Annotated in this window: 14 protein-coding genes; 4 read left to right on the top strand and 10 right to left on the bottom strand. The window is 45.7% G+C overall.

Annotated features, from left to right (window positions below):
* Positions 1-897: 897 nt before the first annotated feature.
* Complete coding sequence (locus QQL24_RS29065; RefSeq protein WP_348536507.1) at positions 898-1,194, bottom strand: recombinase family protein; 297 nt, start codon at positions 1,192-1,194, stop codon at positions 898-900.
* 246 nt (positions 1,195-1,440) lie between these two features.
* Entirely contained in the window at positions 1,441-1,827 is a 387-nt protein-coding gene (locus tag QQL24_RS29060; RefSeq protein WP_284315801.1) for an H-NS family nucleoid-associated regulatory protein, read from the bottom strand.
* Positions 1,828-2,066: 239 nt separating this feature from the next.
* On the opposite strand from QQL24_RS29060, the gene QQL24_RS29055 reads away from it, so the two are divergent.
* Positions 2,067-2,384: a hypothetical protein gene (locus QQL24_RS29055; protein ID WP_284315800.1), complete on the top strand. Its 318-nt coding sequence runs from the start codon at positions 2,067-2,069 to the stop codon at positions 2,382-2,384.
* Positions 2,385-3,128: 744 nt separating this feature from the next.
* On the opposite strand, the gene QQL24_RS29050 is transcribed toward QQL24_RS29055, so the two are convergent.
* The 6 genes from QQL24_RS29050 to QQL24_RS29025 all read right to left on the bottom strand — a co-directional run bounded on the left by QQL24_RS29050 (position 3,129) and on the right by QQL24_RS29025 (position 8,437).
* Positions 3,129-4,748 (bottom strand): hypothetical protein, encoded by a 1,620-nt coding sequence (locus QQL24_RS29050; RefSeq protein WP_284315799.1) that lies wholly within the window; start codon positions 4,746-4,748, stop codon positions 3,129-3,131.
* 597 nt (positions 4,749-5,345) lie between these two features.
* Entirely contained in the window at positions 5,346-5,591 is a 246-nt protein-coding gene (locus QQL24_RS29045; RefSeq protein ID WP_284315798.1) for a hypothetical protein, read from the bottom strand.
* Positions 5,592-5,614: 23 nt separating this feature from the next.
* Positions 5,615-5,872, bottom strand: coding sequence for a hypothetical protein (locus QQL24_RS29040; protein ID WP_284315797.1), 258 nt, complete (start codon positions 5,870-5,872; stop codon positions 5,615-5,617).
* Between the two features lie 436 nt (positions 5,873-6,308).
* Entirely contained in the window at positions 6,309-7,019 is a 711-nt protein-coding gene (locus tag QQL24_RS29035) for a recombinase family protein (RefSeq protein WP_284315796.1), read from the bottom strand.
* A gap of 236 nt (positions 7,020-7,255) precedes the next feature.
* The gene (locus QQL24_RS29030; protein WP_284315795.1) at positions 7,256-7,597 is read right to left on the bottom strand and encodes a Rap1a/Tai family immunity protein; all 342 of its coding nucleotides are present in this window, start codon (positions 7,595-7,597) and stop codon (positions 7,256-7,258) included.
* Between the two features lie 420 nt (positions 7,598-8,017).
* Positions 8,018-8,437, bottom strand: a complete 420-nt coding sequence (locus QQL24_RS29025; RefSeq protein WP_284315794.1) for a hypothetical protein — start codon at positions 8,435-8,437, stop codon at positions 8,018-8,020.
* Between the two features lie 168 nt (positions 8,438-8,605).
* Here QQL24_RS29025 and QQL24_RS29020 point away from each other — a divergent pair, with 168 nt between their 5' ends.
* Together QQL24_RS29020 and QQL24_RS29015 are read left to right on the top strand one after the other, a co-directional pair.
* On the top strand, positions 8,606-9,598 hold the full coding sequence (locus QQL24_RS29020) for a restriction endonuclease (protein WP_284315793.1): 993 nt from the start codon (positions 8,606-8,608) through the stop codon (positions 9,596-9,598).
* A gap of 28 nt (positions 9,599-9,626) precedes the next feature.
* Entirely contained in the window at positions 9,627-9,989 is a 363-nt protein-coding gene (locus tag QQL24_RS29015) for a hypothetical protein (protein WP_284315792.1), read from the top strand.
* A gap of 66 nt (positions 9,990-10,055) precedes the next feature.
* On the opposite strand, the gene QQL24_RS29010 is transcribed toward QQL24_RS29015, so the two are convergent.
* On the bottom strand, positions 10,056-10,178 hold the full coding sequence (locus QQL24_RS29010) for a hypothetical protein (protein ID WP_284315791.1): 123 nt from the start codon (positions 10,176-10,178) through the stop codon (positions 10,056-10,058).
* Between QQL24_RS29010 and QQL24_RS29005 the strand changes: the two genes are divergently transcribed.
* The gene (locus tag QQL24_RS29005) at positions 10,177-10,827 is read left to right on the top strand and encodes a hypothetical protein (protein ID WP_284315790.1); all 651 of its coding nucleotides are present in this window, start codon (positions 10,177-10,179) and stop codon (positions 10,825-10,827) included. The two genes, QQL24_RS29010 and QQL24_RS29005, sit on opposite strands and share 2 nt — an antisense overlap.
* 578 nt (positions 10,828-11,405) lie before the next feature.
* On the opposite strand, the gene QQL24_RS29000 is transcribed toward QQL24_RS29005, so the two are convergent.
* Entirely contained in the window at positions 11,406-11,738 is a 333-nt protein-coding gene (locus QQL24_RS29000; RefSeq protein ID WP_284315789.1) for a hypothetical protein, read from the bottom strand.
* Between the last annotated feature and the right edge of the window lie 266 nt (positions 11,739-12,004).

The following is a 12,004-nucleotide window of genomic DNA, read 5'->3' as shown; positions in this document are numbered from 1 at the left end:
ACTGCGAATTCGAAAGTCTCCAGATTAATACCGAAGGCGATAGAAATGGTTGTCTACCGAATCCGCGCTCGTAAACATTCGACCACTCTGGCTACGGCCTTGTTAACGCTTGCAATCCTGACCCTTTGTTCGACTTTTAATTCCGTCCACGCGAGCGCAGATGCTTGGCTGGTGTTGTACAGCAGGGACAGTTCAGATGAAGCCAATCGTCTTGCACAAGAAATTAGGGGCAGTTTGAACAACGTGCGTGTTTATCACGCCAAAAATGGCCAATATGCCGTATCGGTCGGTCCGGGAAGCCTCGTGACAATGCGGACACTGAGGAAAACTTTGTTGGAAAGTGGTGTCATCCCGTCGGATGCGTACGTGTCACATGGCGACTGCTGCATTGAAGAGGTTTTGGCTCCTACTAACTCTCAGCGACCAAAAACGGCAAATCTCTCCGAAGTAGGCCCGTTCGCTGAATATGCGCACGATGATCAAACGTGCAGAAACTCCGATGGAGGCGGATTCTACTGCCAAGACGAGTCGCTTGCTGGCCACGGTGTCATCGCATATCTTATTTTCCGCCTTAAGCAGTGTGTATCTAACGCGTCCTTATGCGACCTTGAGGAAGTCTCCTTCGGATTTAACAATATATCGGTCGAGACGGTTGGCGATGTGATTGAGAAGCATGCTGCTACTGCTAACTCAGACTTTTTCGTGCAGTACCACGGAAAGGGTTTTAGGTGTGAAGCGTCGGTGCGGTCAGCCGATGAGGATTACACGTTATTCTCCCTCCAATGTAGATAGTTCAACTGTAAGACGCCGCTGATTCCATGCAACGAGAGCTTTTACGGCCATTTGATGGTATGCTTTAGGGGCCTTTCAGAAAAGGGGAAATCGGCCATCACGTTGTCACTTGCAGCCCTCCATGCACATATGCGCTTGAATGTTGCAGCTTTCCTGATCTGGATTAGTACATACGATAGCATCGGGCATATCCACAGCCGTGAAATGAACACCAGATTCCATCAGACCTGACAGGAAATGAACATTCCGCGAAAGCCTATCAATCTTGCCAATCAACAATCTGGATTTGGTCAACTTGGCCTTTCTAATGGCCTGTAGAAGCTGTGGACGGTCAGAACGCTTTCCGCTTTCAATCTCCACATAGCTGCCCAACAGTCTCGCCTCTGTGCCCCTACCCTGCAATGAATGACGCAACTGCTACCTGCTGAGCCGCCAATCGTTGCCGCCTTCGATGAAACGGCTAACGTGGTCGAAGACTTGGCCATCCGACTTGGTACAGCCGCCCATTCCGAACATACAGTCAAAGCGATTGAGGTGTTGGAAGTGCTTCGATCTGGCCTCGGTATTGGGCGAACTAAATAGATCAGCATGAACGAAATAAAAAGACCGGCAAAATCTCTACCGGCCTTCTGCCTTATCTCATAATCGTTAGCCAGCCCATGCCGGCTTCTTACCCTTTTTGCCCTGCCACCATTTCTGATCAGGGTTGGCCGGATTAGTGAAAAGCTCTACACCTTCTGGCGGAACTTGCGGTTGACCACCGGATTTGGATTGGCTTTTCTTTGCGATGGAAGTACCAAATTCCGGCACCGGCAGACCAAGCTTTCTAGCCCGTTCCGCCATCTCTGTCCGGAACTTTTCGATTTCCGAACCCCTGATTTGTTCAATCTTGGCCTTGAGGATTTCGCTTAACGCCACCAGTTCGTCATATGATTTGCCATCGAATATCGTTGCATCCGGACTCGGTAATGAGACCTTATCGGCCTGCTGTGCTTCCCTGATATCGTCGGATACCGTTCTGGCTTTTGCCATCATTATTTCTCTTCTCCTCGATAGGAATCAGAGATATTGATTGAAATCCAACTTATGTCAACCAATTGTCGATTGAATGGCGATGATTCCATCTATCGGCAAGTTTCGGTTTCGAGTCCACGATATCATCACCGATATTGAGACATGCTAACCCCATCACCGAGGCAGACAATGCGAGTCGTGGCCTCATAGTAGCCGGTAGCTGCCACCAGGCACGGTGAAATGCGGCTGGCTATTACAGAATGGGCAAGGCTGAAGGTTTGGTTCAGCCTTCATCTCAAATGCCCAGCTTGCTTTTGAGATCGACCAAAACTCGTTTGGCATCTGTAATCAATCGTTCAGAGGCCAATAGCGAGCTATTTCGCTATGCTGATGAGCCAAAAAGAGGCTCTGCTGCCTGTGCCGTCTGCCTCTGTCGGGAAGGTGTGGACTCCGAGGGATTTCTCAATGGAGTCCCATACAAGCTGGGCAGCAGTCTTGTTCGAAAACACCAATCCCTGATGCACGCTTCCATGGAATCCAGCTTTGACACCATCATCCGTGAGTTCAAGGCGATATAGAAATGATCCGGTCATCTCGAATGATGACATATGGCTTGATAATCGGCTTATATTCTGAAAATTGCATTCAACAATTTTCTTGTTGTTTTGTTTTGTAATTAATTGGTTTTCTTTTCGAATCGTTCTCTCAGCATAACCACAGCCGGTCTGTCACCAAGCCTGTTGAAGTCGTACCAACTATCATGCAGATATTCCACCATTACGAAGTCCAAAAAGCGGTAGGTCATTGATGCTACGTGGTAGTCAGGCTAGTAGCGCATTTCATCCTTAAGTAATTTTAGTTGCATAGTTCAGCTTCCTTGTTGTTGTGTCAGTCATTAAACATTCCTTTTTTGGCAGTTTCTGAATCTTCTAAAGCTTTTTTTCCTGATTATCTCCACACAAATTCAATTACTTTTTCGACATTACGGTCACTCCCCTTACCGAAAACGATTTTGTCTGACTGCCATTTCCAATTCTGTTCTTATCTCAGAACTTTGATACCCGATTTTTTTAAAATCAATTACCGCGTTCAGTAGACCATCGTTACCTTTCCCATTTCCCGGTGATGACTCGTATCTTGAAATAACAGCCTCGATAGCAACTCGACCGGAAACATGCAGGGAAGATACTGGCATAACTTCCTTTTTCGGAATGCGGCTTAGCATCCCTTCAACATTCATGAAGGAATTTGTAGTGCCATCAATGAACAGTCTTTTACCGCTTGACGGAATCGAAGGTATGAAGAATCGCTGGTTAATCTTCTTACAATCCAGATGATAGGCCCCTTTTCCGAAAATGTTGATTCAAATCATTCTGAAGAACATTCATAATATTATGATATTCCCCGGCATCAACTGCCCTATCGAGACCGACAACAATACGATGATTCAAAATTCTATTATCGGGATCATAGGAACTGGAGGCGCTGAGATAATGAGAATAATTCATAGTTTTCAGATACGATGATAGAACCTCTGGCGTTCCCTCCGGCTTATCAAGGTCCAGCACCAGAATCTTTGTGGAAAGAATGTTGTCTGAGACTTTATGATTGTTCAGATTAAGCATATCACCTTCTCGGAACATCGGAAGATTAAGCTTATCGCCATTGTCTAATTCCGAATTAGTTTCGATATAATCGCCAAGGGAAATCCAATCATGAGTCACTTGTGAGAATTCTTGTGATTCCTTCGATTGCCAGAAATTGATCTTTAAGCCATCATAAGATCCCAAAGATTTCTTAGCTTTTTCCTTATCCCTCTCACGCTGTATTCTCTTTCTTTCCGTTGGCGTTTTAGCAACTTTTTTATCCTCCCATAATTCTGGGATGCCAATGTTGAATGGCTGTGGTTCCGGGCACTGAAACATCTTCTGGAGATATAGAGCAATATTCCTATCCAGAACAATGAATGTCACCGGATCGGAAGAATTTAGATCGCGGTAAGACGTTCTAGTCAGAAACTGGTAATTACTCTCATATGGAATTGCTTCTTTGACTTCCTCATTCGTTTTGCCATGACGGTCCTTGAGAAAGTTATTGTATGCCGGATGTGGATTTACTGGAGACAAATGCAAGGCCATATGAGCATCCTTGTAATTGTCCACTCCCTTGATATTCGATGGAAGCTGAATCCCTGTGTCCAATTCCCACGTATACCCTTTGCGAGCACAAACGATATGTTGTGAATTGCCAAACTCAGCACGGAAGGCTTTTGCTGTTGCAGCTAAAACCCTTTCGTAACCGATAGTCTCAAGCTGACGTTTGCTTCCATGGCGACTGGAAATGTAACGGATACTGACTAAATGTCCTTTGGTCTCATAAAGCTCCGGGCGCAATTTCTTTGTCAGTTCATGAGGCTGAAAATCCACCAATTCGCTCCAGAAGGAATATAGTTCCGACTTGGTGATGTTTGCGGCGGAGATTGTCACGCTCTTATATCGAGCTAGAATTTCTGGCTTGTATTTGACGGTGATATGAAGGGAATCGCGTGTTCCTACCTTCCACTCTTCATATTCCATTGCAGAAAATTCGAGTAAGCGGTCTCGATTGCGGATATCATGAACCAATGCAACAAAATCGTCGGATAATACATTGATGGTATTTTCGATGATCTTATGTTTCTTAATCCCCTCGCCAATTCGAACAATGGATTCGTCTGGCAAATCAATGGTAAGATATTTGCTATTCTCCGTTGCGGTCGGAGAAAGAATCCTTGTAATTTCTTCCATGAAATCCGGGATGGGATTTAAATTGTAGGAATTACTGATCTTCGGGATTTCGTCAAAGAAAAGATGATAACGGTTTGCGTACGTGAAATGGTGTAAAGCGACAACATGGTTGATCAGAATGACACGATGATTGTCTTTATTGATAGCATCGCGCAATCGCTCACGGCAACTAACTGTGCTACCAGATTGGATAACTAGAATTTCAGAATGAGGAATACCGGCAGCGATCAGGCGGTCACGAATATCAACTGACAGGTCGGTTGCAGAGGTAGCGATAATTGCTTGTTGATGGGATGTAGCAAGATGGGTTACGATGGCATGAGTCTTTCCGGTTCCGGATGCCAGCGTCGAGGAGGTTGATTATTGGCTTCATATTTTACTCCAAAAAATAAATGGGCTTCAGTGCGTCTTGCCAAACACTGAAACCCATTATGGAGTCATGATACTGTCGGCAAATGGCGCGAATGGAGATACGGCCATTGGCAAGACAGTATCCTATTACTATTTATCGATTCCTTGATCTTATCGAATGCCGCATATAATAAAGGAAATTTCGGAGGAATGCAATTACAATATACAGCAGACTCATGTATTTTTTAAGATATGCCCGAAACCGGCGAGATTTAGTTACAGGAAGGTTGAGGAAGATTATATGTCACGAATCCATTAAGATATATGAAAATGTGACATTCCGGAAAGCCAGCTAGACCCCCCTTCCTGTTCCAACTAGATTTCGCCGCCATGGTTGATGAGCTACTGGCTTTTTTTGTGTCCCCAAACGACTTGCATAGCAAACCAGCGGATCAGATCCACCAGGTACCGATTGTGGGAAAGCAGCACCGGCTTTGCGAAAATCTCTCGACCATTACCCGCTGTCGTCCGTTCCGGCTTCATTTCCACATCCCATTTCCGATATATTAAATCAGGCATGTTGAGATAATTGACATGAGTCCTTGGAATTCTCCAAAACCAAAAAGCGCTGCCGAGATAATCGGACAACGCTTTTTTCTAGGAGTAAGAATTCAAGCGGCCTTATGGAAAACGTAGACGCCCGGAACCTGTTCACCATTAATCTCACGAACACATTCCTTGGTGACCATAAGCTTCGCATCCGGATTGCTTTTCAGCCATGCGTTGAGGCCCTGATAAACATTACGCCTTTTCCCCGGAATGAATTCAGCTTTCCCTTCCTCGATATCGTCGAACTGATATTTGCTGCGGTTCTTTTGTTCGAACAGTTCTGCCGGAAGTTCGTCAACACTGACAATGATACGTGTCATGATTATACCCTTTCCTGAGTTGTCAGCACCATCGCTGTAATGTCGCCACTACAGGATAGTAATTAGTGCCGTCAATAGCCGGTAGTAGCCAGAATCAACTTTATTATTTTGCATGAAACAAATAACGGAATATGTTTGAAACAATTAATATTGATGATCATGAAAATGAATAGGAAGGAATATATCAGGAAGAAATGGCTACTGATGGTAATTGCTTCAGCCCTATAGGCCTTAAATTAATTTCAATGATTCAAGCGAAGCTTTCGCTTCAGAAACGGGTTGCAGAGCTAATAGCTTGTCAGCGAATGGTTATGATCTGCCGATGGTCGGTCAATGAGGGTCAGCGAAAGAAAAGGTAAACTAAAACTGATGACTGAAAACGACAAAGGCCAGCCAAAGCCAGACTCCGAATTTCGATGATTTAAAAATCTCAGGACTACAGCCGGTCCATGAGGCGGATTACGCTTTTGGCATACCAGCGTTCACCACGGCTAGGCTTAATGCCATCATCGTTTAGTTTCTGAGCAATGGCATTGGCAGACTCGATACCCATAGCCCGATAGCCGTCTATGGTATCTTTCATCTCTCTGGCTCTGGCATCTGCCTTATTTTTGTTAGCAGCATGAGCAACCTTCACATCATATCCCACTAGATGCTTTGCACCATTCGGATTGCCGAGCTTGGTTCCACGGGCTTTTGCAGCCTGTAATGCTGCCTTGGTCCTAGCTGAGATAGCTTTGGCCTCAGCCTGCGCTACAGCCACCATGATATGAATCGTCAGTTCATTGGCATTTGGCATATCGCATGCAACGAACTCGACTCCACCTTCCATCAATCCTGTCAGGAAGTGAACATTTCTGGTGAGCCTATCGAGCTTCGCAATCAGCAACCGAGACTTGGTGAGCTTTGCCTGCCTCATGGCCTTAGCCAGTTCAGGACGATCTGCACGCTTGCCGGACTCAACCTCGGTATATGAGGCCAGAAGCCTTGCATCGGCACCAGCGGCCTTCACAAACGATTCTACGGCCATTTGCTGAGCTTCGAGGCCTAAGCCGCTCTTGCCCTGCTCTGCCGTGCTGACTCGGCAGTAGCCAATATATGTCTGGCACATAGCCAAAAACCCTCGGAATGCATGTTGTGTCAACATTCCTAACGGTCGTTTGGCATAATGTCAAATGTGACTACGGTGCTGCTTATGGCCGATATCGAGCTTCCGCGACCATTCCTATTCATGCTGATCAGCAGCAATAGCGACTAAAACCCTGAAACACGGTGACCATGGCCTTTTTTTGGAATTCTACGGAGGGCCTATGGGGAATTCTGGAGTCTGAGCCTCGGCGTATCCTGTTTCAGATTTATTCTAAATTTTTCGAAAGTATACCGTCAGTTGCCACAAGGCCACGCTTCTCTAAATGCTTCGAAAACGACGTTGGCAAGGTCCCAGTTAAGCTTTTCTGGATGTTGATCCATATATTTAACAAGTACTTTAACCTCCTGTCCGGTCGTAGCTTCCTCTGGTATACAGACGTTGAATCTTTGGCCTATATCCCCCGTCTTAAACATCCCTGCTACGCCGTTCACTGTGCCACCACAATACTCCTCAGGAAGCAGATTCTGTTCGTCTCTTTTGATAAAGCCCACACAGAACTCATAATAGTGATTGGCTGAGTTCTGTGCCTGAGCTGCACCGCCCATCATCGATGTCAGAAGAAGGATTCCGTGCATTGTTCGACGCATTCCATGCCCCCGGTGTTTTCTAGCACCTAAACTTGGCAGGATAGAGCTGCGCGTCACCTAGGCCAACCGGGAGGCCAGAGGCCGTGCCCTGTTGAGGTCGGTGCGAGTCCCGGTACTGGCAGTGTCTGGATTGGTTGCTTTCGTGAATTAATCCAATCCCAAATCCACGGGGCCGCAAATCCATAATAGTCTTGTTGATTTACACTAAAAATAATCCAAGAATCTTCCGATTTTAGCAAGGGTTGAATACCAAGGCTAATTGATTGAGGAGAGGAGTTGGTCCACAAAAGCCACGTGCTGCCACTAAACCTTATGACATCTCCATGAAACGCCAATGATCTATCTACGCCCTGAAATAGAGCTTCACTAATCTGACTCGTAACCCAACGGATGGAGAGGTTGTACAGTTTATGCATCTGGGCTCACATTGGGCGGAAGGATTGCGGGCTTTGGTACAATGACTTCTTTATCCTCTATCGCATTCGGCGGCGGTACGTTTTTTTCCGCTTTCGCCTCAATGGTCTTACCTCCCTTGAGTGCATGCTGCTTGGCTAGGACCGTTGCCAATCCTTTCGGATCTAGATGAGAATGATCTGGAAATTTGAGGGAATAAAGGCCACACACCGTAACAAGAAAGCACACTACGCCTGAAACAAGATAGGCAAGCGACATCTCAGATTCAGATGGCACCCTAAACGCTATAGCTGCCATAACCACCAAGAAGCCAAGCATCGCTCGGCCTACATTACTGACAAAGCCCGAGCCAAGAATAATGCCCGCTATAGAGGGAGCCTTGCTACCTGTTGGTTGCTCTTTGTCCTTGGCCATCACTGAAACGTTAGCATTTTTTGCTTTGCCCTGCAAAGCGATGGTCGAACTTCTTCACCATCCAATCCCCCATCCCTATTCCTTTTAATGTTTGCTTCATTCACTCTATTGCTTAGCGCCTTTTTCGCTCTCACCATGGCAGTGAGTCTGCCGTAATCGAGGGAAGCTATGCCCGCAAGGTCCAACGCGTTTCAGCGTTTTATTAAGTACATTCACTCCGTAATTGAGCCTCTCGCGGTTGCACGTAGAGAATCTGAAATCCTCTCAGATGATGGAGATGATCGGGAAATCGATATCTATGTAGAGATGCCAAGCTTTAACGGGGTATTCAAGATTGGTATTGAATGCCGAGATCATTCGCGACCTCAAGATATAGATTGGATCGACTCATTAATTGGAAAGACCATTGATCTTAAACTTAATCGTGTGATCGCGGTATCAAGCTCCGGATTCACCAAGAAAGCTGTGAAGAAAGCCAAGAGGAAGAATATCGACCTGCTCACCTTGGAAGAGGCTGCAAGTGTTGATTGGGCGCTGAAATTCCATGATCCCCAGAAGGAATGGAAGCAGCTTACTCACAAATACGGTTTATGTAGATTGGGGGCCTTTAATGAGAAGAGGGAAACACTAATTGGTATCATAATCGACAAGGGGCAAGACGTTAAATACGAAAATGAACTTTCTAGGGAGATCCACCCGCTTTTGGAGGAATTCTTTATGAAGAACTACGCCGCAAGAACCGCGCGGGAATTCGATAAATTACTCTACGGTGAGGCATGGTTGCAGAAGTTTGATGATCCGACTAGCAATTATTTTGAAGTGGAATTCGGTGGAATAGAAAATTTGGATTTCTCTGGGCAAACTATTCCTGTTCGATCCTTTTGGTTTGGTATCGTAGTGGATTATAAAATTCAGGATGCCCGTGTATCAGCGGAAGTGTTGGGCGATAAGCTCATTCGTACCTTTGAGGCGCCGCAAGATGAGTTAGGGCTGCCTAATCGAACCTTTCTCAGTTTGATATCCGATAAGGATGGCAGGTTTCTTGGATCTACTTCCTATGAGGAGAACCAACCCTTTAAACACAAACCAACCACCAAAAAAGGCAAAGAAGCCGCCAAACCCAAAGAAGCCGCGTCGATGACTGGCGGATCACGGGCATGATCGACTGTTGCATTCCTTGGGGGCGATGATGGTTCAACCGATCAACACATATGATAACCCTGAGACTCGCAAAGCCATCTATGAAGCCACGTTAGCTAGAATGGTAAACCAGACAAGTCGGCTGATAGACATAATCAAGTTCGCAGCGGCTTCCATTGGCAGCGGCGTATTTGCTGTTGGCGCTGGTTTGATCGCCGGTGGCTTTAAGGATCACCCCGAGTTCTTGGCACCAGCAGAGAACATTTTTGGGGTGCTGCTATTAGGGTTTAGCTGTCTATTTTTAGCAGTATCATTCTACGTTTTGGCCGGCCAATTTTGCGACACATATAGGGAGTTGATTGCACATCCTGCAAATTCCGATGAAGCTTTACATAGCGAGTATAAGCAGTAGTGGTGGTTTCACTCCATCTCGCAACTTAACTTGCTTCTAAGTGGTTGTGCAATATTGTATGCCATATCACTTGCCAATGCTGCCGTTAACTTCAAATGGTATGATATCTTCTGAACAGACTTCTGAATATCCAACAACCATCGGCTGATATGTGACGCTGTAGGTTTCATCCGGCTTAGGAATGATCATGCTCCCTCCCTTCGTCAAAAATGGTCCGGTGAATTTAGCATTGCTAGTCGCCTATAATAGCACCGATCCAAATCAGCCTCCTCAATTGATGACGGTACCGGACGAATTTTACGCGATCCTAGGGCGCATCATCATCAATTGGTCGATTATGGAACAAGAGATGGAGGTTCTTGTAGCCAGCCTTATGGCCGCCAACGGAACATCAAACCCACGATGGATAAAGCTCTCATTCACGCAGCGTTGGCCGTTCCTTCAATCAGAATGGGCACGTTTCGCTTCAAGCGACAAGGCATTGATGGACGAAATGTCGGGTATAAAAGCCGACGTTATGACCGCTAAATTCCTGCGAGATTGCATCGCTCACAAACGAATTTCGCCGGGGATAGATGATAAAGGCAACTTCCTGCGCTTCCAAAACGAGAACAAGAACTTCCCTTGGACAAAGCGGTTTTACGAAGCCGATCTCTCTGTTGCGTGTCTCGCTGCAATAAAAGCTTCCGGAAGATTGTATAGGCTTACAAACCTTGATCACGCGCAATTTTTTTCACCACAAACTATATCTCTTTTGCAACGTTTACCCGACATGAGTCATTTGAGATTTCCAATGCCAAAAGGCAGGAGATCCCCGCCTCAATCATCTTCTCCATAATTTTGATGCATGTTGCTTTTGCAATTGGCTTAGTAGGAAACCTTTTATTAAGATCAATTTTAAGCGGCCTAGGAAAGCCGTAGACGGCCTTTATTTTAAATAAGCTAGTAAGGTACCAAAACCGTTAGAACCGCATTTATTTTGCAATCCTATTAATTTTTCTAGATGGTTTAATCGGAGTTAGAACGCCATCAATGAATAGCAGCTTGCGCGGCAAAAGCGTTAGATGGCTTTCCATCATTTTAATGACTTTCCTCGCATTGATTAAATCGAGCTGGAACCTATCGGCCTCAACCTCGGTAAAGGTAGCTGTTATCTCACCGGGGCCTATAGCCGCTCAAAGTCAATGGACTTTAGAAAGTGCCCGGAATCACCTCTTTTTAGAAGATAGCTCACAGTTCTGCTTTTTCTCATATCGATTCTCGCTATTAATTGAATCGTTTATTATAGCACAAGTGATAAAGGCCTGCATTGAGCAGGCCTTTCAATAAGATAGATATTTCATGCTTTCTGGAATGTCCCTTAGTGCTGAAGATTGTTATTGATCACATCGACAACCAAACCGAAGATGCCGGCCATCAGCATGTAGCGGAAGCCTCCCTTGAGGCGCTCTTGCCTTGGTTCATCCACTTGAGACAATTGGCCCATAGCGCTGTTAACACGAATATGGCGGTAATGGGCGGAATGCCAATGGAGAGGGCAAAAGGCAGGATATAGAAGACCGCAATCAGCGGTAATCCAAAGAGGCAGAAGAAGCCGAAGGGCATCGTGAGCCAGAGGCGGGGAGTTTCTCTGGCTGGCTCTCTCGGTTGTTGTACATATGACGGAATTTCCATGGGATCTTCTGGCACTTTGCCGGGGACGACCAGCTTGGAAATATCAATGCCATCTGGAATCAATGGCGTATTCATGTTTCGTGACTCCTCTCCTATTCCGGAATGTTGCTAGGAAGAAGAGTCCTATGAATCTAATCGATTCTGCCGTCAACAATACACAGTGTATTCGCGGCAACTATCTTTATTCTTCAAACAAAAGGCCGAAATTGAATCAAAGATTCTGCATTTGAATCAGAGATTCTATTTTGGACAAAGGTCATCCGAGTACACAACAACAATCCCGGATGGTTCTTTGCGATTCCTTTCAGGAATCTTTTTTTTTTCCTAATAGGGAAGCTTTC

This window comes from Labrys miyagiensis, assembly GCF_030160835.1.
Classification (GTDB): Bacteria; Pseudomonadota; Alphaproteobacteria; order Rhizobiales; family Labraceae; genus Labrys; species Labrys miyagiensis.
The sequence above is the reverse complement of the archived record's forward strand: the minus strand, read 5'-3'. Positions and strand labels throughout refer to the sequence as shown.